The 19,445-nt window shown below is 60.5% G+C and carries 20 protein-coding genes; 10 read left to right on the forward strand and 10 right to left on the reverse strand.

Annotated features, from left to right (window positions below):
* Positions 1-61: 61 nt before the first annotated feature.
* The 5 genes from ACTJK9_RS16625 to ACTJK9_RS16645 all read right to left on the reverse strand — a co-directional run bounded on the left by ACTJK9_RS16625 (position 62) and on the right by ACTJK9_RS16645 (position 5,144).
* Positions 62-1,159: a polyamine ABC transporter substrate-binding protein gene (locus tag ACTJK9_RS16625; RefSeq protein ID WP_007957121.1), complete on the reverse strand. Its 1,098-nt coding sequence runs from the start codon at positions 1,157-1,159 to the stop codon at positions 62-64.
* Positions 1,160-1,228: 69 nt separating this feature from the next.
* Positions 1,229-2,113, reverse strand: coding sequence for an ABC transporter permease subunit (locus ACTJK9_RS16630; RefSeq protein ID WP_007957119.1), 885 nt, complete (start codon positions 2,111-2,113; stop codon positions 1,229-1,231).
* Complete coding sequence (locus tag ACTJK9_RS16635; RefSeq protein ID WP_064595393.1) at positions 2,110-3,024, reverse strand: ABC transporter permease subunit; 915 nt, start codon at positions 3,022-3,024, stop codon at positions 2,110-2,112. Before ACTJK9_RS16635 ends, ACTJK9_RS16630 begins: the two co-directional genes overlap by 4 nt.
* The gene (gene potA / locus ACTJK9_RS16640) at positions 3,021-4,163 is read right to left on the reverse strand and encodes a polyamine ABC transporter ATP-binding protein (protein ID WP_007957110.1); all 1,143 of its coding nucleotides are present in this window, start codon (positions 4,161-4,163) and stop codon (positions 3,021-3,023) included. The genes ACTJK9_RS16635 and potA overlap by 4 nt, the downstream gene beginning before the upstream one ends.
* Positions 4,164-4,382: 219 nt before the next feature.
* Positions 4,383-5,144: a gamma-glutamyl-gamma-aminobutyrate hydrolase family protein gene (locus ACTJK9_RS16645; protein ID WP_440814914.1), complete on the reverse strand. Its 762-nt coding sequence runs from the start codon at positions 5,142-5,144 to the stop codon at positions 4,383-4,385.
* A 282-nt stretch (positions 5,145-5,426) separates the two neighbouring features.
* Here ACTJK9_RS16645 and ACTJK9_RS16650 point away from each other — a divergent pair, with 282 nt between their 5' ends.
* The 4 genes from ACTJK9_RS16650 to ACTJK9_RS16665 all read left to right on the forward strand — a co-directional run bounded on the left by ACTJK9_RS16650 (position 5,427) and on the right by ACTJK9_RS16665 (position 10,573).
* The gene (locus ACTJK9_RS16650; RefSeq protein WP_011333558.1) at positions 5,427-6,803 is read left to right on the forward strand and encodes a glutamine synthetase family protein; all 1,377 of its coding nucleotides are present in this window, start codon (positions 5,427-5,429) and stop codon (positions 6,801-6,803) included.
* 188 nt (positions 6,804-6,991) lie between these two features.
* Positions 6,992-8,482 (forward strand): aldehyde dehydrogenase, encoded by a 1,491-nt coding sequence (locus ACTJK9_RS16655; RefSeq protein ID WP_085613023.1) that lies wholly within the window; start codon positions 6,992-6,994, stop codon positions 8,480-8,482.
* Between the two features lie 53 nt (positions 8,483-8,535).
* Positions 8,536-9,819 (forward strand): NAD(P)/FAD-dependent oxidoreductase, encoded by a 1,284-nt coding sequence (locus ACTJK9_RS16660; protein ID WP_440814916.1) that lies wholly within the window; start codon positions 8,536-8,538, stop codon positions 9,817-9,819.
* Positions 9,820-10,024: 205 nt separating this feature from the next.
* A complete protein-coding gene (locus ACTJK9_RS16665) occupies positions 10,025-10,573 on the forward strand; it encodes a cupin domain-containing protein (RefSeq protein ID WP_007957093.1) in 549 nt (182 codons plus the stop codon).
* A gap of 137 nt (positions 10,574-10,710) precedes the next feature.
* Here ACTJK9_RS16665 and ACTJK9_RS16670 read toward each other — a convergent pair whose 3' ends face one another.
* Both ACTJK9_RS16670 and ACTJK9_RS16675 read right to left on the reverse strand, forming a co-directional pair.
* Positions 10,711-11,073 (reverse strand): hypothetical protein, encoded by a 363-nt coding sequence (locus tag ACTJK9_RS16670; RefSeq protein WP_143492976.1) that lies wholly within the window; start codon positions 11,071-11,073, stop codon positions 10,711-10,713.
* A gap of 247 nt (positions 11,074-11,320) precedes the next feature.
* Entirely contained in the window at positions 11,321-11,596 is a 276-nt protein-coding gene (locus ACTJK9_RS16675) for a fructose-bisphosphate aldolase (RefSeq protein ID WP_085613025.1), read from the reverse strand.
* 591 nt (positions 11,597-12,187) lie between these two features.
* Here ACTJK9_RS16675 and ACTJK9_RS16680 point away from each other — a divergent pair.
* The 6 genes from ACTJK9_RS16680 to ACTJK9_RS16705 all read left to right on the forward strand — a co-directional run bounded on the left by ACTJK9_RS16680 (position 12,188) and on the right by ACTJK9_RS16705 (position 15,685).
* Entirely contained in the window at positions 12,188-12,613 is a 426-nt protein-coding gene (locus ACTJK9_RS16680; protein ID WP_039770908.1) for a hypothetical protein, read from the forward strand.
* Between the two features lie 62 nt (positions 12,614-12,675).
* Positions 12,676-13,089, forward strand: a complete 414-nt coding sequence (locus ACTJK9_RS16685) for a hypothetical protein (protein WP_007957072.1) — start codon at positions 12,676-12,678, stop codon at positions 13,087-13,089.
* A gap of 201 nt (positions 13,090-13,290) precedes the next feature.
* Positions 13,291-13,680 carry a hypothetical protein gene (locus tag ACTJK9_RS16690; RefSeq protein ID WP_440814920.1) on the forward strand — a complete coding sequence of 130 codons (390 nt, stop codon included), beginning with the start codon at positions 13,291-13,293 and terminating at the stop codon, positions 13,678-13,680.
* 15 nt (positions 13,681-13,695) lie between these two features.
* Positions 13,696-14,118: an HD domain-containing protein gene (locus ACTJK9_RS16695; RefSeq protein ID WP_221399376.1), complete on the forward strand. Its 423-nt coding sequence runs from the start codon at positions 13,696-13,698 to the stop codon at positions 14,116-14,118.
* Between the two features lie 27 nt (positions 14,119-14,145).
* The gene (locus tag ACTJK9_RS16700) at positions 14,146-15,165 is read left to right on the forward strand and encodes an AbrB family transcriptional regulator (RefSeq protein ID WP_085613028.1); all 1,020 of its coding nucleotides are present in this window, start codon (positions 14,146-14,148) and stop codon (positions 15,163-15,165) included.
* A gap of 79 nt (positions 15,166-15,244) precedes the next feature.
* A complete protein-coding gene (locus ACTJK9_RS16705) occupies positions 15,245-15,685 on the forward strand; it encodes a YMGG-like glycine zipper-containing protein (RefSeq protein WP_064595416.1) in 441 nt (146 codons plus the stop codon).
* Here the strand turns inward: ACTJK9_RS16705 and ACTJK9_RS16710 are convergent.
* From ACTJK9_RS16710 to ACTJK9_RS16720, 3 genes are read right to left on the reverse strand one after another with little or no spacing between them, the layout of a single operon-like run.
* Positions 15,670-16,695 carry a DUF2955 domain-containing protein gene (locus tag ACTJK9_RS16710; RefSeq protein ID WP_440814923.1) on the reverse strand — a complete coding sequence of 342 codons (1,026 nt, stop codon included), beginning with the start codon at positions 16,693-16,695 and terminating at the stop codon, positions 15,670-15,672. The genes ACTJK9_RS16705 and ACTJK9_RS16710 overlap by 16 nt on opposite strands.
* Positions 16,685-17,782, reverse strand: coding sequence for an HlyD family secretion protein (locus ACTJK9_RS16715; protein ID WP_440814925.1), 1,098 nt, complete (start codon positions 17,780-17,782; stop codon positions 16,685-16,687). Before ACTJK9_RS16715 ends, ACTJK9_RS16710 begins: the two co-directional genes overlap by 11 nt.
* Positions 17,775-19,328, reverse strand: a complete 1,554-nt coding sequence (locus ACTJK9_RS16720; RefSeq protein WP_440814927.1) for an efflux transporter outer membrane subunit — start codon at positions 19,326-19,328, stop codon at positions 17,775-17,777. Before ACTJK9_RS16720 ends, ACTJK9_RS16715 begins: the two co-directional genes overlap by 8 nt.
* Between the last annotated feature and the right edge of the window lie 117 nt (positions 19,329-19,445).

Genomic DNA, 19,445 nt, shown 5'->3' on the forward strand with positions numbered 1-19,445 from the left:
ACGCGGAGCGTCCCGGGCTGCATTCCCACGCAGAGCGTGGGAACGATCATCGGTGGTGCAATTACTTGCCGAGTTTCACGCGGGTCCAGCCCCGGGTCATGATCCGTTGCGTGGCAATCGGTTGATCCGGCACCGCATACAGCGTGGCCATCACCGCTTGCGGCGGGTACGACCCCGGGTCGTTGCGGATCGCTTCGTCCACCAGCGGCGTCGCGGCTTCGTTGGCGTTGCTGTAGCCGATGCTGTTGGTGACTTCGGCGATGATGTCCGGGCGCATCAGGAAGTTCATGAACAGGTAGGCGTTCTCGACGTTGGCGGCATCGCGCGGGATGGCGACCATGTCATAGAAACTGCCGGCGCCTTCCTTGGGAATGCTGTAGTCGATCTCGACCTTGTTGCCCGATTCCACCGCGCGGGCCTTGGCCTGCAGCACGTCACCCGAGTAGCCGACGGCCACGCAGATGTTGCCGTTGGCCAGATCGGAGATGTACTTCGACGAATGGAAATACGCCACCGACGGCCGGATTTTCATGAACAGCGCTTCGGCTTCGGCGATGTGCTTCACGTCCTTGTCGTTCACCGGATAACCCAGGTAGTGCAGGGCGGCCGGAAGCATTTCGGTCGGCGAGTCGAGGAAACTGATGCCGCAGGCCTTCAACTTCTCGGCGTTCTCCGGTTTGAACAGCAGGTCCCAGGAATTGGTCGGCGCATTCTTGCCGAGCACTTCGCGGACCTTGTCCGGGTTGAAGCCGATGCCGATCGAGCCCCACATGTACGGGAACGCGTGGGCGTTGTCCGGATCACTGGCGGAGGCGTTTTTCAGCAGCACCGGGTTGAGGTTTTTCCAGTTTGGCAGCTTCGATTTGTCCAGAGTCTGGTAGACCCCGGCCTTGATCTGTTTGGCCAGGAAACTGTTGGACGGCACCACGATGTCGTAGCCGGACTTACCCGCGAGCAAACGTGCCTCAAGGGTTTCGTTGCTGTCGAACACATCGTAGGTCACGCGGATGCCGGTCTCGTCCTCGAACTTCTTGACGGTGTCCGGGGCGATGTAATCCGACCAGTTGTAAACGCGCAGCACCTTGTCGTTGGCCTGGGCGCCCGTGGCGATTGCGCCCAATAAGGACAGTGTCAGCAGAGTCCTGCCAAACATTTTCATCGGTGAAACTCCATTCTTTTTATTAAGAAGCTTTTAAGCCAAAGCGCAAAGCCGTAAAACGCGACGGCCCTAGGCCGTCGCTGCCACTCGTTGAGGTTGCGGTTGCTGCCACGATTCGTTGGCGGTCTGATCCATCGCTTCCTGAATCGCCCGCTTGCGGTTGGCTTCTGCCTTGCGGCCGAAGTACCAGACCAGGAAGGTCACCAGCGACACTGCCAGCAGAATCAGGCTGGCCACGGCGTTGATCTCGGGCTTCACACCCAGACGCACGGCCGAGAACACTTCCATCGGCAGGGTGGTGGAACCCGGGCCGGAGACGAAGCTCGCCAGCACCAGATCGTCCAGCGACAGGGCGAACGACATCATGCCGCCCGCCGCCAGCGACGGCGCGATCATCGGGATGGTGATCAGGAAAAACACCTTGAACGGTTTCGCGCCCAGATCCATCGCCGCTTCTTCGATCGACAGGTCCAGCTCGCGCAAACGGGCGGAGACTACCACCGCCACATAAGCGGCACAAAACGTGGTGTGGGCGATCCAGATGGTGACAATGCCACGCTCTTGCGGCCAGCCGATCAGTTGCGCCATCGCTACGAACAGCAGCAACAGCGACAGACCGGTAATCACCTCAGGCATCACCAGCGGCGCGGTGACCAGACCACCGAACAGCGTACGACCCTTGAAGCGCGTTACGCGGGTCAGCACGAAAGCGGCGAGGGTGCCCAGCGCAACGGCGGCAATCGCGGTGTAGCAGGCGATTTCCAGCGAGCGCACCACCGAGCCCATCAGTTGGGTGTTGTCGAGCAGGCCGACGTACCACTTCACCGACCAGCCGCCCCAGACCGTTACCAGTTTCGAGGCGTTGAACGAGTAGATCACCAGAATCAGCATCGGCAGATAAATGAACGTCAGGCCGAAGATCAGCATGAACTTTGCAAAACCGAAGCGTTTCATCCCCGTGCCTCCATCTCTTTGGCCTGGCTGCGGTTGAACAGCAGAATCGGCACAATCAGGATCAACAGCATCACCACCGCCAGGGCAGACGCCACCGGCCAGTCGCGGTTATTGAAGAACTCTTGCCACAGCACGCGACCGATCATCAGGGTCTCCGGGCCGCCCAGCAGTTCCGGAATCACGAACTCGCCCACCACCGGAATGAACACCAGCATGCAGCCTGCGATGATGCCGTTCTTGGCCAGCGGCACGGTGATTTTCCAGAAGTTGTTGAAGTTGCTCGAACCCAGATCCTGCGCGGCTTCCAGCAGGCTGCCGTCGTGCTTCACCAGGTTGGCGTACAGCGGCAGAACCATGAACGGCAGATACGCATACACGACCCCAATGTAAACGGCGGTGTTGGTGTTGAGGATCTCGATCGGGTGATCGGTGAGCCCGGTCCACATCAGGAACGCGTTGAGCAGACCGTTGTTGCTGAGGATGCCCATCCACGCATACACGCGGATCAGGATCGCGGTCCAGGTCGGCATCATGATCAACAGCAGCAGGACGTTTTGCGTTTCCTTGCCGGTCTTGGTGATCGCGTAGGCCATCGGGAAACCGATCACCAGGCACATCAGCGTACTGAGCAACGCCACCTTCAGCGAACCGAGATACGCCGACAGGTACAGCTCGTCTTCGCCGAGCAGGGTGTAGTTGCCGATGTTCAGCAGCAGCTGGAATTTCTGTTCGGCGTAGGTGTAAATCTCCGAGTACGGCGGGATCGACAGCGCGGCTTCCGAGAAGCTGATCTTCATCACCAAAAAGAACGGCAGCATGAAGAACAGGAACAGCCAGATGAACGGGATGCCGATGACGAACTTTCGCCCGCTGGGCACCAGGCGCAGGAATTGCTGATTGAAGGTTCTCATGAGCGCAGTACCACGCCGCTGTCGTCTTCCCACCAGACGTAGACCTTGTCGTCCCAGGTCGGCCGCGCGCCACGGCGTTCGGCGTTGGCCATGAACGACTGGACGATCTTGCCGCTCGGCAACTCGACGTAGAACACCGAGTGGCCGCCGAGGTAGGCGATGTCATGCACCTTGCCTTCGGACCAGTTGTAGCGGGTCTCTGGCTTGATCGTGCTGACGAGCATTTTTTCCGGGCGGATCGCGTAGGTGATCGATTTGTCCTGCACCGAAGTGCTGACGCCATGACCGACGTAGATCTTTTGCTGCAAGTCCGGGCTGTGAATGATCGCGTGACCTTCAAGGTCCTCGACCACGGTGCCGTCAAAGGCGTTCACGTTGCCGATGAATTCGCAGACCATGCGGCTGACCGGGGCTTCATATATGTCGACCGGGCTGCCGATCTGGGCGATCCAGCCCAGGTGCATGATCGCGATGCGCTCGGCCATTGTCATGGCCTCTTCCTGGTCGTGGGTCACCATCACGCAGGTCACGCCGACGCGCTCGATGATTTCCACCAGTTCCAGCTGCATCTGCGAACGCAGTTTTTTATCCAGCGCGCCCATCGGTTCGTCGAGCAGCAACAGCTTCGGCCGCTTGGCCAGGGAGCGGGCGAGGGCCACGCGCTGACGCTGGCCGCCGGACAGCTGATGCGGGCGGCGTTTGGCATATTGGGTCATGTGGACGAGGCGCAGCATTTCTTCGACACGGGCGTCGATTTCGCTGGCCGGCAAACGGTCCTGCTTGAGGCCGAAGGCGATGTTCTGCGCGACAGTCATGTGCGGGAACAGGGCGTAGGACTGGAACATCATGTTGATCGGCCGCTCGTACGGCGGCATGTCGGTGATGTCGACACCGTCGAGCAAAATGCGTCCTTCAGTTGGTCGTTCAAAACCGGCGAGCATGCGCAGCAGGGTCGATTTGCCCGAGCCGGAGCCGCCGAGCAGGGCGAAGATTTCGCCCTGATGGATCTCCAGGGACACATCGTCCACCGCAGTGGTTTCATCGAACTTCTTGGTGACTCGATCGACTTTCACCAGAACCTTTTTCGGTTGCTGATGACCTTCAAGAGCCTTCCTGTAAGTGCTGGAGGCGTTTGCCATGTGAAACTCCCAACAGGTTTCAGTCGCCGGGCCAACGCGGCCTGGCTTAAGAGTGGATTGCAGACCCGCACCGTGCGGGTTGTTCGGCGCCGCCGTCCTGGCTGCCGGGTGGTGCTTTTTGTTTTCGCGGTGTGTTGCTGATCGCGGATGACGGATGCGCAAGCGCGCAGCCGCCGACCCCGCGGGGGCAGTAAATGGTTTTGCAATCGTTGGGTGGCGTCAGCGCTGGTTGCGTCGCGCCGCACGCTGGCGGCAAGCCTCGCCGAATGCCTGGAAAATCCGCAGGTAGTTCGGGTTGTCCAGCACTTGCCATTCCGGGTGCCATTGCACGCCGAGGGCGAAGGTCGGGCTGTGCTCCACCGAGACCGCCTCGATCAGGCCATCCGGCGCCACGGCTTCGGCGCGCAGGCCGGGCGCGAGGCGGTCGATGCCCTGACTGTGAATCGAGTTGACCTGGAATTCACCCGGCAGCTCCAGCGCTTCGAACACGCCACCCGGCAATACCTTCACGGCGTGGGCCGGGGCATATTGCACGGCGACGTCCGGGCTGTCGGCTTCGCGGTGATCGAGCATGCCCGGCAGTTCATGCACCTTCTGGTGCAGGCTGCCGCCGAGCGCCACGTTCATTTCCTGGAAGCCCCGGCAAATGCCGAGTACCGGAACGCCCGCCGCGATGGCTGCACGTAATAGAGGAAGGGTAGTGGCATCCCGCGCCGGATCGTGATCCGTGCCGGGAGCGCTGTCCGGGCCCTGATAGTGGAAGGGTTCCACATTGGACGGCGAGCCGGTCAGCAACAGACCGTCGAGCTGACCCAGCAGATCTTCGATTTCAGTCAGTTTGCCAAGGGAAGGAATGACGACGGGCAACCCCAGCGCCGCAACGCTGACAGCGCGAACGTACTTGTCGCCGCTGATGTGATAGGGGTGCAGGCCAATCTGTTTGACGCACGCAGTAACGCCGATCAATGGCTTGAATGCCATTTTTATTCACCTCGAAGTTTGACACTTGAACGAGCTTTTCCGGAGCTTAGCGTCGTTGATTTTAATTAACAACTCCTATGTAAAAAATTCTAAACGCCGTTCATCAAATCTTCATGATTCACGGGTCTCTGGCGTCGTCATTGGCACGTGAGTGTTAAAAAAAGCCCGAAAAATAAACGCTGAGCGGCCCGGTGTTCGCTATTGACTTCACTTTGCCGTTCGGGTTGACTGGCTCCGCGAAACAGCAGTGAACATAATAATTAACAGCTAAATAGGTGCATCATGTCGGTCCCTCTGCGTGCCGTTCAACTCAACGAAGCAAACGCATTCCTTAAGAAACATCCTGAGGTTTTGTACGTCGACCTTCTGATTGCAGACATGAACGGTGTGGTGCGCGGCAAGCGCATCGAGCGCACCAGTCTTCACAAGGTTTACGAGAAAGGCATCAACCTGCCGGCCTCGCTCTTTGCCCTCGACATCAATGGCTCCACGGTGGAAAGCACCGGCCTGGGCCTGGACATCGGCGACGCCGACCGCATCTGCTACCCGATCCCCGGCACCCTGAGCATCGAGCCCTGGCAGAAGCGTCCGACCGCGCAACTGCTGATGACCATGCACGAACTGGAAGGCGAGCCGTTCTTTGCCGACCCGCGTGAAGTGCTGGCCAACGTGGTGCGCAAGTTCGACGCATTGGGCCTGACCATTTGCGCCGCGTTCGAACTCGAGTTCTACCTGATCGACCAGGACAACGTGAACGGCCGTCCGCAATCGCCGCGTTCGCCGGTTTCGGGCAAGCGTCCGGTGTCGACCCAGGTCTACCTGATCGACGACCTCGACGAGTACGTCGACTGCCTGCAAGACATCCTCGAAGGCGCGAAAGAGCAGGGCATTCCTGCCGACGCCATCGTCAAGGAAAGCGCCCCGGCGCAGTTCGAAGTCAACCTGCATCACGTGTCCGACCCGATCAAGGCGTGCGACTACGCCGTCCTGCTCAAGCGTCTGGTGAAGAACATCGCCTACGACCACGAGATGGACACCACCTTCATGGCCAAGCCGTATCCGGGCCAGGCGGGCAACGGTTTGCACGTACACATTTCGATTCTGGACAAAGAAGGCAACAACATCTTCGCCAGCGAGGATCCCGAGCAGAACGCCGCGCTACGCCACGCGATCGGCGGTGTGCTGGAGACCCTGCCTGCGCAAATGGCCTTCCTGTGCCCGAACGTCAACTCGTACCGCCGCTTCGGCGCGCAGTTTTATGTGCCGAACTCGCCGAGCTGGGGCATCGACAACCGCACCGTGGCCGTCCGCGTGCCGACCGGTTCGCCGGATGCCGTGCGCATCGAGCACCGTGTCGCCGGTGCCGACGCCAACCCGTACCTGCTGATGGCTTCCGTTTTGGCCGGTATCCACCACGGCCTGACCAACGAAATCGAGCCGGGCGCTCCGGTCGAAGGCAACAGCTACGAGCAGAACGAACAGAGCCTGCCGAACAACCTGCGCGACGCCCTGCGTGAGCTGGACGACAGCGAAGTCATGGCCCGCTACATCGACCCGATGTACATCGACGTGTTCGTCGCGTGCAAGGAAAGCGAGCTGGCCGAGTTCGAGAACTCCATCTCTGACCTTGAGTACAACTGGTATCTGCATACCGTCTGACGCTCAAGCGCGATCTCGCTAACACCGCAAAACCCTGTGGGAGCGACGGTGCGACGATTCGACTTGCCCGCGAAGTGGCCATCACCTTCAACATTGAAGGTGACTGACCCGCCGTATTCGCGAGCAAGTCGCACCGTCGCCCCCACAGGGATATCGGTCACTAATTCTTATGTGTGAGTCACCCCCCCATGACCATGACCCGCAACGACTGGGAACAACGCTTCCAGTCCCTGACCCTCGAATCCCGTGCCTTCATCAACGGCGAATACCGCCCGGCCATCAGCGGCGAAACCTTCGAATGCCTGAGCCCCGTCGACGGCCGTTTCCTGGCCTCCGTCGCCAGCACCGATGAAGCCGACGCCAACCTTGCCGTTGAAGCCGCGCGCCAATCCTTCAATTCCGGCGTGTGGGCGAACAAGGCCCCGGCCGAACGCAAGCGCATCCTGATCCGCTTCGCCGACCTGATCCTGCAACACCAGGAAGAGCTGGCGCTGCTCGAAACCCTCGATATGGGCAAGCCGATCAGCGACTCGATGAGCATCGACATCCCGGCGACCGCCAACGCGATCCGCTGGAGCGCCGAGGCCATCGACAAGATCTACGACGAAGTCGCCGCCACCCCACACGATCAACTCGGCCTGGTCACCCGCGAGCCGTCCGGCGTGGTCGCCGCCATCGTGCCGTGGAACTTCCCGCTGATCATGGCCAGCTGGAAATTTGCCCCGGCGCTGGCGGCGGGTAACTCGTTCATCCTCAAACCTTCGGAAAAATCCCCGCTGACCGCGATCCGCATTGCGCAACTGGCGCTGGATGCGGGCATTCCGAAAGGCGTGTTCAACGTCCTGCCAGGCTTCGGCCACACCGTCGGCAAGGCGCTGGCGCTGCACATGGACGTCGACGTGCTGGCCTTTACCGGTTCCACCGCGATTGCCAAGCAACTGATGATTTATGCAGGCCTTAGCAACATGAAACGCGTCTGGCTCGAAGCTGGGGGCAAGAGCCCGAACGTGGTGTTTGCCGACGCACCGGACTTGCGCGCGGCAGCACAAGCGGCGGCCGGCGCCATTGCGTTCAACCAGGGCGAAGTCTGCACCGCCGGCTCGCGCCTGCTGGTGGAGCGTTCGATCCGCGAGCAATTCATCCCGCTGCTGGTCGAAGCGCTGCAAGCGTGGAAACCGGGTCACGCCCTGGATCCGGCGACCACCGTCGGCGCCGTGGTCGATCAGCGTCAACTGGACAACGTGCTGCGCTACATCAGCATCGGTCGGGAGCAGGGCGCCGAGCTGATCGCCGGCGGCCGCCGCACCCTCGAGGAAACCGGCGGCACCTACATCGAGCCGACGATTTTTGACGGCGTGACCAACGCCATGACCATCGCCAAGGAAGAAATCTTCGGCCCGGTGCTGTCGCTGATCACCTTCGACACCGTTGAAGAAGCACTGCACATCGCCAACGACAGCATCTTCGGCCTCGCCGCCGGGGTCTGGACCAGCAACCTGAGCAAGGCTCATACCTTCGCCCGTGGCCTGCGCGCCGGCAGCGTGTGGGTCAACCAGTACGACGGCGGCGACATGACCGCACCGTTCGGTGGCTTCAAACAATCGGGCAACGGTCGGGACAAATCGCTGCACGCGTTCGACAAGTACACCGAGCTGAAAGCGACCTGGATCAAGCTCTAATTCTATTTACAACGGTGGACGCCGGTTTTTCCGGCGTCCCTCGGAGAACAATAATGAAACAACAACACGTCAACAGTTATTACGCCGCCACCCGCAACGAAGTCATCGACTTCCCGACGCTTGAAGAGTCGGTGGAGTGCGATGTCTGCATCATCGGCGCCGGCTACACGGGCCTGTCCTCGGCGCTGTTCCTGACCGAAGCCGGCTACAAGGTGACGGTGCTGGAAGCGGCGAAAGTCGGCTACGGCGCCAGCGGTCGCAATGGCGGTCAACTGGTCAACTCCTACAGCCGCGACGTCGACGTGATCGAAGAGCGCTACGGCGACAAGACCGCCGAAATCCTCGGCAGCATGATCTTCGAAGGCGCCGACATCATTCGTTCGCGCATCAAGGAATACGACATCAAGTGCGACTACCGCCCGGGCGGCATTTTCGCAGCGATGAACAACAAACAGCTCAAGGGACTCGCCGAACAGAAACGTAGCTGGGAACGTTACGGCAATAAAAACCTGAAGATGCTCGACGCTGCGGACATTCGTCGCGAAGTCGGCTCGGACGCCTACGTCGGCGGTTTGCTGGACATGCAGGGCGGTCACATCCACCCGCTGAACCTGGCCCTCGGTGAAGCCGCCGCCATCGTGCGTCTGGGCGGCAAGATCTACGAACAGTCCGCTGCGGTGGAAATCAAATACGGCGAACCCAACGTCGTGCGCACCGCCAAAGGCCAGGTCCGCGCCAAGTACCTGCTGATCGCCGGCAACGCCTACCTGCCGCAAGGCCTCGACAACCGCGTGACCGCCAAGAGCATGCCGTGCGGCTCGCAGATCTGCGTCACCGAACCGTTGACCGAAAAGCAGGCCCGCGGCCTGATCACCAACAACTACTGCGTCGAGGACTGCAACTACCTGCTCGACTACTACCGTCTGACCGCCGACAACCGTCTGCTCTACGGCGGCGGCGTGGTCTACGGTGCCCGTGAACCGGACGACATTGAAACCCTGATCCGCCCGAAGATCCTCAAGACCTTCCCGCAGCTCAAAGACGTGAAAATCGACTACCGCTGGACCGGCAACTTCCTGCTGACCATGTCGCGCATGCCGCAATTCGGCCGCATCGAGAAAAACGCCTACTACATGCAGGGCTACAGCGGCCACGGCGTCACCTGCTCGCACCTGGCCGGCAAACTGATCTCGGAAATGATCCGCGGTGACGCCGAACGCTTCGACGCCTTCGCCTCCCTGCCACACATGCCGATGATCGGCGGCCGCACCTTCTCCGCGCCACTGACCGCCCTCGGCGCCGTGTACTACTCGCTGCGCGACCGTTTCGGCATCTGATTAACCTCGCCGGTGGCGCCCCCAAAAAGGGCGTCGCCGGCTTTTTCATGTGCCGTCCATCGAACCTGCTGAGCAACACCGACAAACGTGATTTAATAGCCGCCTTTCACGGTTCCGGGACACGGGAGCAACGTGATCCGCGCGCCTTGCGCGGCACCCGCCACCCACCCCCATCGCCCTTAAGTCGTTCTCACATAAGGCTGTCATGGATACGGGTTCTCGACTCAAACTAGTACGCGAAAGCTACAAACTCTCCCAGCGCGAGCTGGCCCGGCGTAGCGGCGTGACCAATGCCACCATCTCCCTGATCGAACAGAATCGTGTCAGTCCTTCCGTCAGCTCACTGAAAAAGCTGCTCGAAGGCATCCCGATGTCCCTGGCCGACTTCTTCACCTTCGACCAGCCCCCCCGCGAACACCAATACGTCTTCCGCGCCAACGAACAACCCGACCTCGGCCGCCACGGCCTGCGCCTGCTCCTGATCGGCGCCTCGGTCCCCAGCCGCCAGATGCGCTTGCTGCGCGAGCAATACGCACCGGGCGCGAGCTCCGGGGAAGAGCCGATTGTTCACTCGGAAGGTGAGGAGTGTGGGTTAGTGACCCGTGGCACCGTGGAGTTGACGGTGGATGGGCAGGTGAGCGTGTTGAGTGCGGGGGATGGGTATTACTTTCCGACGACGCTGCCGCACAAGTTCCGGAATATTGGGGCGGATGAGGCGGAGATTATTAGTGCGAATACGCCGGCGAATTTTTGATGATTCGCTTCGCGTTATGCAAGCTCTATTGTTGTCGGTTTTATTCAAAGCCATACCTATTACGCCAGGGGATGGCTTTGATTGATTTTTTATGATTAATGGGCTGGCGGTCCGAATTTTTCTAGGTTCTGACTTGCTTATTCGCCCCGATTTAGCTCCGCTGCCGTTACCCTTTGTGGCGTGTTTGACTCTTTGATAAAATCCATTTGAGCATAACCAGCACCATTTAGAGTGGCAGTCCAATTGTTAAAGGATGGCGCGCCGCCGACGTAGTCCGCTTCCCATCTCCAGGAACCATGTGAAGTATTGAATTGAAGTACTGTCTCATCTTGACCTTCCCCGTAAAAGTGGTAGTGGCCTGTCACTTTTTCCCACTTGTTTGTCTGAGCGTCGTGGAAGTAGCCGCTGCACCAACCGGTTGATTCGTTGAAGTTTTCAATCACAAGGCGGTATATGTTTCCGCTTCCGCCATCATAGTTTCCATTCAGTGGGTATGTCATTTTCAATCTCCAGTTTCGAAATGGGCGTGATTTCCAGAATGCATATTTCTGTGGAGTGATTGTGTTTTAGGTGAGAGATATTGTCACCTGTAATAAATGACAGGTTTTAATAACTTTCACTAATTGTGATTATTCCGATTGGTGCTTGTCCTTTCTTTTCAAGCGCCATGTACTTGGCAAGGCTTAAAACGGGCATAAAAGTTGAAAAGTTTAATTGTGTAAGTCCTTCAGCTTCCAGGCAAGAACATCAAAATCCTCGTTGCTCTATAACCCGAAACACGTCACTCACGTCCTGAATCAAGATTCTGGCGATGGTGCTGACGGTGTTGATGTCATGCTCGGCGTGGTCGGGGAGATGTATGCAGGCCATCAGATCCAAGTATTTCAGAACAGCATCGAGCCGTTCCCTAAGGCAGGCGTGAAGATCGCTCAGTGTGGTGTCGGCGTCGATGAGCAGGACAGGGTGGTCGGTAGCGGGATGGGACATCTTCGCGTGGCGGTGGAGCGGTGTTTTGATCGTCATATGGAAAGGTCTCTTGGTAAAGATGAGCCACCTTTCTGCTGCGAAACAAAGTGGGTGGCAGATGTGTGCGGGTTCGCAGACCGAGGAAGAGACCAAACCCGGCAGACCCGTAAGTCTCCCGCACACAACTGCCGTAAAACGTAATGCCGGCGAATTTTGCCAGAATTGTAGTTTGACGGTGTTAGTCAATTTTCCTTAGGGCTGCGAAACCCTATCGCCAAATTCGTTCAGCGACAGACCCACTCTAGGCACCGATTCCCACCGTCGCAATCAGCCTGTAGGACGTGAAATCACCACGTCTGGCCAGAGAGTTCGCTCGCGTTCGGCGGCGCAACCGGCGTAAATCAAGGGCTGCGGAGCAACAGGGGAAAACGACTTGCCAGATTTCGGCCCGCTTCGCAGCCCCGCAAGAACAAGCTCCCTCACCACGCGGAGCAATTTCCTACGGCGTTTTCAGATCAAAAAACTCATCACACATTCCACCCCCGGAACTTTCCCCAAAACCGATGTCAATTTGATGGCGTGTCGCGACGCTCATTCATCGGCTCAAGCAGTGCCAGGCTGGTTCCTGGTCAACCAAGGAAGTGTGTGATGAGACTATTACTCGCAATGTTGTTGATGTTCAGCGGCTACAGCTTTGCCAGTTGCGGCAACATTGATGACCACGATCAGCGCGCCTATTGCAATGCAAGGGAGAGCGGCAGCAGTTGCGGCAACATCGACAATCACGATCTGCGGGCGGCTTGTAACGCGGAGCAGGGCGGCAGTTCCTGCGGCAACATCGACGACCACGACCAGCGTGCCTACTGCAATGCCAAAAAGAGCGGCAGCAGCTGCGGCAACATCGATGATCATGACCTGCGTGCGCGGTGCAATGCGGAGCAGGGTGGCAGCTCCTGCGGCAACATCGATGACCACGACCAGCGCGCCTACTGCAATGCCACAACGGGCGGCAGCAGTTGCGGGAACATCGACAACCATGATTTGCGTACGCGGTGTGAGGCCATGAAGCGCTGATCTGGTTTTGATTGCTTTACCCAGTGCCAGGCTGTTTCCCGGCAAGCTCAAGGAAGTGTGAGATGAAACTGATTCTTGCGATGTTGTTGCTGTTCAGCGGTTACGTTTCCGCCAGTTGTGCCAGCATCACTGACCCAGACAAACGCAATTATTGCCAGGCCATGGAGGAAGGTAGCAGTTGTTATTCCATCGACAATTACGATTTGCGCACGGCCTGCCAAGCGGAGAAGGGTGGTTCATGCGCGGGTATCCAGGATCGTGACCAGCGCGCCTATTGCGACGCCAAGAAAGGCAGTAGTTGTGCCTCGATCGATAATTACGATCTTCGCACCGCTTGCGAAGGGGAGAAAGGCGGTTCATGCGCGAGTATCCAGGATCGTGACAAACGCTCCTTCTGTGAAGCGAAGCAGGGCAGCAGCTGTGCGAGCATCGGCGACGGGGATCTGCGCAACCAGTGTGAAGCCATGAAACGCTGATCCATCAACCTGAATCCAAACGCAAAAAGGGACACCCAGCGGTGTCCCTTTTTTGTGGGCGACTGAAACAAAATCCCCGGACTACCCATTCAAACTTTTCACTTGCCACGTCCCGGCTCATCGCCAAAGGTTCCCCCCATCAGCACCACGTCGTAGACTGCGAAACAAGTTGTAACGCCTCTCCCACGGACGGAACCGCGCATGATTCAAATCGGCAGCCGCAACAACGCCCCCACGCCGCAGCACAAAACTCAAGACATCTATATCTTCAGCATCGACCTGTCTCGCCCGGCGACGCCGTTCTGCTTCGAGCAATCGATCGGCGGCGGGCATGTCGAGCAGGGCGGTGCGCGGTGGCTGGCGCTGGATGAGCTGGATGGCTGGCCCGGTGAATGGCGTGAGCATTTGAAGAAGGCCGGATGTGCCTGGGTGGCCGAGTTGCTGGACGCGCGTTCGGGGGAGAGTCAGGCTGATCTGGTCTCGCTGATCCTCCAGCGCTATGCCGAGCCGGCGCAGCCAGCCGGACGTTTGCAGGCGATTGGGCGCTGGTTCAAGCGCCACTTCTATATTGGCGGCCGGTACGGCGTCTGACCCGAGGAAAAGCCCATGACTCAGACACTGGAACGCGCCATCGCCATTGCCGCCACGGCCCACGAGGGGCAGGTGGACAAGGGGGGGGCGCCGTATATTTTGCATCCGCTGAAGGTCATGTTGCGCATGAGCAGCCTGGAAGAGCGCATCGTCGCGGTGTTGCACGATGTGGTCGAGGACTGTGGCATCAGCCTGGAGGATTTGCGCAAGGAAGGCTTCAGCGAAGCGGTTTTGTCCGCCATCGAATCGGTGACCAAAGTGCCCGGTGAATCCTACGAGGACTTTGTCGAGCGCGCGGCGCAGAACCCGATCGGGCGGGTGGTGAAACTGGCGGATCTGGAAGAGAACAGCGACCTGTCGCGGATTGCCTCGCCGAGTTGGGAGGATCTGGAGCGGATCGAAAAGTATCGGCGGGCGATTGGACGGTTGCGCGCCTGACTCACTTGAATAGCCAGGAAGGCGACCATGAAATCCATTCTGTGTTTGTTGATTGCTGCCGGCTTCGGCGCACTGTTGCAGTTCGAAGGCGTGCCCCACGGTTTGCTGTTGGGCTCTATTCTCGTGACGGCACTGGTCGTCACCAAATTCAAATTCGCGCCAGCGACGCCCTATGGCTTGGGCTACATTCAGGTCACGCTGGGTATCGCCACCGGGTTGATGTTCGAAGCGTGGGACAGTGCGACGGTATCGACGATGTTGCCGAGCCTCGGCGTGTTGCTGCTGTGCCTGGCAGTGCAAGTGGCGCTGGCCGCCTGGTGGCTGTCGCGCGGTGCGGGGTGGAATCGAACGGATGCCTTGCTGGCGGTGTATCCGGGCGCGCTGGCAGCGGTGTTCGATTTGCTGGAATCGCATCAGGCGTCGAGCAAGGTGATCATCGTGCACTTGATGCGGCTGCTGCTGATCACGCTGCTGGTGAGTTTGCTGATTCCCGGAGCAGCACCGGCTGCGGCGACCGAAGTTGATCCGCTGTCGACGGGCATGGCATTGACCGTGCTGGCAGTGATCGGTTTGAGCGTGGTGGTCGGGCGTTTGCTGCTGGCCGTTGGCGTGCCGGCGCCGTTCATGTTGACGGCAATCATCATCACCGCCGCGTTCGTGAAATCAGGATGGCTGCAGGGCTTTCACATGCCGGACTGGAGTTTGAATCTGGCGGCGCTGATTCTCGGTGTGCGGATTGGTTCGCGATTCCAAGGGCTTGGCCTCGCGGAGCTGGGACGTCACGGCCGCACGGCGCTGGTATCGGTCGGTTTGATGATTCTGGTGGCGGCGGTTTTTGCATTGGCGGCCGCGCGGTTGCTGGGCAGCGATGCGTTGTCGCTGTGGCTCGCGTACATGCCAGGAGCAATCGAAACCATCGCAATCGTGGCGTTCGCCGGCGGGCTGAATGTGGTGTTTATCCTCACTCACCATCTGGCGCGAATGGTGGTACTGCACTTCGCGCCGGCGTTGCTGGTGCAGGTTCGGCGGGTGCGGGAAGACGTTTGAACACGGGCTTTGCGCCCCGTGAACTACACTCCCAGATTACCCCGCCCCCCAGGCAAACCCCGCCGCGTCGGAGGTCATCATGTTCCGCTTCTCACTCTTCATCGCAGCGTGCCTGTGCGCCACACAGGCCAGTGCTGAATCCGTCGTCCCGCTCAAGGGTCAGACTTCCCAGCAAACCCAGATCGACATCAACGATTGCCATTCCATCGCGTCCACCTCAACCACGTCGACACCCCAGGCCGGCGGTCGGTTGAAGGGCGCTGCCGTGGGTGCCGCTGCCGGCGCTACTGCCGCTGAAGTGCGCGGGCGTCAGCACGACGAGTTCTATGAAGCCGTGGACGATGACCGCAAGCAGGATTATCGCCAGAACCGAGCCAAAGAGACGGCTGCCGCCGGTGCGGTGGTCGGTGGTGCGCGGCAGCGGCAGGATCGGCGTGAGCAGCGGCGGACCGATGCTTCAGCCAGTTCAAGCGCCTACACCGGTTGCCTGCAAGGGCGGGGTTATCAGGTCACGCCCTGACGGCTTTCCCGATGCGCGACGAGCAGGTGCATCATCACACCGCTGTAGAGCGTCACCAGAATGAACAACCCCATGCGCACCGCGAAGGCGGTGTAGACGTCCTTGCCCGCCGCGCTGTCCTCAACGGACTGACCGAGCAGGATGATCATGGTGATCAGGGTGTTGAGCCAGAACCCCGGGGTGAGTTGCGTCGGGTGCAACCGATAGAGTTTGCGCGCCACGAACAGCCCGAACAGCAGCATCCACAGAAAGAACATCCACAAGTGCACGAACAGGCTCAACGCGCACCAGAACAGCACCGCCAGCAGTCCGCCGAGCAAGGTTGAGCCGAGCAGTTCGCGCCCGGCATGGTGGGTGCGAGTCGTGGTGCTCTGCTGGCCGAGGCTGACGGCTTTGAGGATGATCGGCAGGTAGCTGGCCGGGTCGATCAGCACCAGCAGGAAGGTCGGCAGCACGATCAATGTTGCGCGCATCGCTACGCGAGGCACGTCTTCGGCGGGCAGGGCGGGAGCGGGTGGTGGCGCGGGGCTGTTGGCCGGTTCCGGGAACAGGATGTGGCTCAGGCCGACGATGACGACGGCCAGCAACAAGCCTTTGACCAGCGCGCTGATCACCGCCATCGCCAGTTCGAATGAGGCAAAACCGGCGGCGGAGATCATGGTCATGCCGATCACCAGGAACGTCATGACCAGCACGTTGCCGCCGCGCAAGCCGTAGGTGAACACCAGAAACAGTCCGACACCGATCAGCAGCACGCCGCACACCGGGTAATAACGCAGCAACGGCACCAGCAACAGCCCGAGACTGGTTGTGAATGCGGCGACCAATGTCAGCACCAGCGCCATTTTGACTGGCAACGGTCGAGGCATGCTGGCCAGCAGCAACACCGCGAGCACCGGCGACAGAAACGACAGTGGCAAGGCGAGCCCGTAACTGGCGGCGGTGCACAACGCCGTGCCGCAGGCCAGACGCAAGGCCCTTTGCGCCGGGACGCTGCGTTCAATAGGCATACGACAGCCAGCTCATCAACCAGACAAACACCCGCCCGAGTGGATTGAGCAGATTGCTTTCGCTGGGAAACGCCATGACTTCCGCCTGCCCGCCGGCGCGAATCGAACGACTCTCGAACAGACGCTTTTTCGCCTCTTCGCTGAACTCGATGATCACCGGAAAACGCTGGGCCGGACGCAGCCAGTCGCGGCTGTTCTGGATTGTCGGCAGGGTGCCGGGCGGCGGCGTCTGGCCGACGCTGACGCCATAACCGACGCTGCGCACCCGGCCATCGAGCACTTCGCCGGGCAGGGCGTCGAGGATGATCGATACTGGCGTGCCGGGCTTGATTCGGCCGAGATTGTTTTCGGTGAGGTCGGCGCTGACCCACACGTCCTGGATCGTGATCAGCGTCATCACCGGGCTGCCGGCAGCGGCGAACTGGCCGACATCGGTACGCAGGTCGGTGATCAGGCCCGCCGAACGCGCACGAATGCGGGTGTTGGCCAGATCCAGTTCGGCCTTGGCCAGCGTGGCGGCGGCGCTGAGCAGTTTGGCGTTGGTGTCGGTGTTGCCGCCTTCCTGCTCCTGGGCGCGCAGTACTTCGGCCCGAGCGGCGGCGACCTGGCTGACAGCGGCCTCGTGATTGGCCCGGGACACTTCCAGCAGCCGAACCGAAACCGTGCCCGGATCTTCTTTGTACAAGCCTTCCAGCCGTCGATTGTCCTGGCGCGTTTTGAGTTCATTGGCTTGCGCGGCCCGCAACGACGCCTGTGCCGAAGCGATGCCCGCGGTGCTGGCGCCGACCGTGCGCCGGGTGTTTTCCAGATCGGCGCGGGCCCGGTCGACAGCAATTTGCAGCGGCTGCGGATCGAGTTCGAAAAGAATGTCGCCGGCCTGCACGTCCTGATTGTTGCGCACGTTGACCTTGATCACCCGGCCCGCGACTTCCGCCGCCACCGGGATCACGAATGCGCCGACCCGCGCCTGTTGGGTGTAGGGCGTAAAACGGTCGGCCAGCAGATACCAGACCAGGCTCAGCATAATCACCAGCAGCACCCAGCGGATGCCTTTTTTCGCCGGATCCGGCGGCGCTTCATCACTCATGGCGGTCTACCTGCGAGGGAATCGGATAAGTCGGTTGGGGCGGCGGGGCGCTCAGCAGATCGCCCCAGTCGGTGCGTTGCTGCATCTGCTGCCGGGTCGCTGAATCAATCTGCGGCCCGGCGCTTTGCCAACCGCCGCCGACGGCGCGGTACAAAGCAATGAGGTTGCTCACGGCGTTGCTGCGACTGACCAGATAGTTGTCCTGTAGCTCCAGCAACGCACGCTGGGCGTCGAGCACCCGTTGAAAGTCCGAATAGCCTTCGCGATATTGGGTATTGGCCAGCACCAGCGAACGCCGCGCCGCGCCTTCGGCCTCGCCGAGAATGCGTTCGCGCTCCAGCGCTTTGGTCAGGCCGCTGGCGGCGTCGTCGGCCTCGCGGGCAGCCTGGCGGACCTTGTCGCGATAGGCTTCGATCAGTTGCTGCAAGCGCGCATCCTGCACGCGAATGTTGTTGTGAATACGACCGTAATCGAACAGGTTCCAGCGCAGGCTCGGGCCGCCGATCAGATCGAGGCTGCGCGGGGTGGCGCCGAGGGTGTCGCTGGACCAGACGATGCTGCCGAGCAGGGTCAGCGAGGGATACAGATCGGTCTCGGCCACGCCGACCAGCGCCGATTGCGCGGCAACGTTCAGCTCTGCCGCGCGGACATCGGGACGGCGCAGCAGCAGGTTGGCCGGGACATCCTGCAACACGGCGCGATCCACCAGCGGAATCAGCCCCGGTTGCTCCGCCAGAAACGCCGCGCCACCGGGCGGCTGGCCGACCAGCACCGCCAGCGCATTGCGGGTGCGCAGCAACTGGTCTTCGAAAGCCGGAATGCTGCTCAGGGTGCCGAGGTATTGGGTTCTGGCCTGTTGCAGGTCGAGTTCGGCGGTCTGGCCGCTGCGAAAGAGTTTTTCGGTGATCTCGAAATTGCGTTTTTGCTGGGCGGCATTTTCCCGTGCGACCCGCAGCCGGGCTTCGGTGGTGCGCAGGGCAAAGTAGGTATCGGCCACTTGAGCGCGCAGCAGCACGAGGGCGTCTTCGTAGTTGGCCTGGGCGGCGAAGTAGCTGGCGTCGGCGGATTCGATGGCACGGCTGAAGCGCCCCCAGAAATCCAGTTCCCAACCGACATCGAATGCGGCGCTGTGCTGCCAGAAGTGCAAGTCCTGCGGGTTGTTGCCGCCGGACTGACGGCGGTCGATGTACAGGCTGTCGGCGCTGGCCTGTTGCAGCTGCGGGTAGCGACCGCTGTCGGCGATGCCCAGTTGCGCGCGGGCTTCGAGGACCCGCAGGCCGGCGATTTTCAGGCTGCTGTTGCGGGCTTCGGCGTCGCTGATCAAACGGTCGAGGATCGGATCGGCAAACACCTGCCACCACTGGCGCAGATCCGGCACGGTGCCGCGTTCGCTGGCCTGCTCGAGCGCCGGACTTTGCCACTGCTTGCTCCAGTCCTGCGCCGGTGGCTGGAAATCCGGGCCCAGCCGCAGGCAGCCGCCAAGGCTCAGCGCACCGAGCAACAGCAGGTGGCCGGGACGGATCAGCAGGGCTGGCGTTGCAGGCATACCGGGAGGCCCCAGCGGGAAATGTCACTGGAGCATAGACCGCAGATTGCGGGTTGTTCGAAGCAATCAGCTGCTACGCTTTTTCAGGCGAACGCCACCGAACCCCGCCCCGAATAA

This window comes from Pseudomonas sp. 22082 (genome assembly GCF_052046055.1).
Lineage (GTDB): Bacteria > Pseudomonadota > Gammaproteobacteria > Pseudomonadales > Pseudomonadaceae > Aquipseudomonas > Aquipseudomonas pharyngis.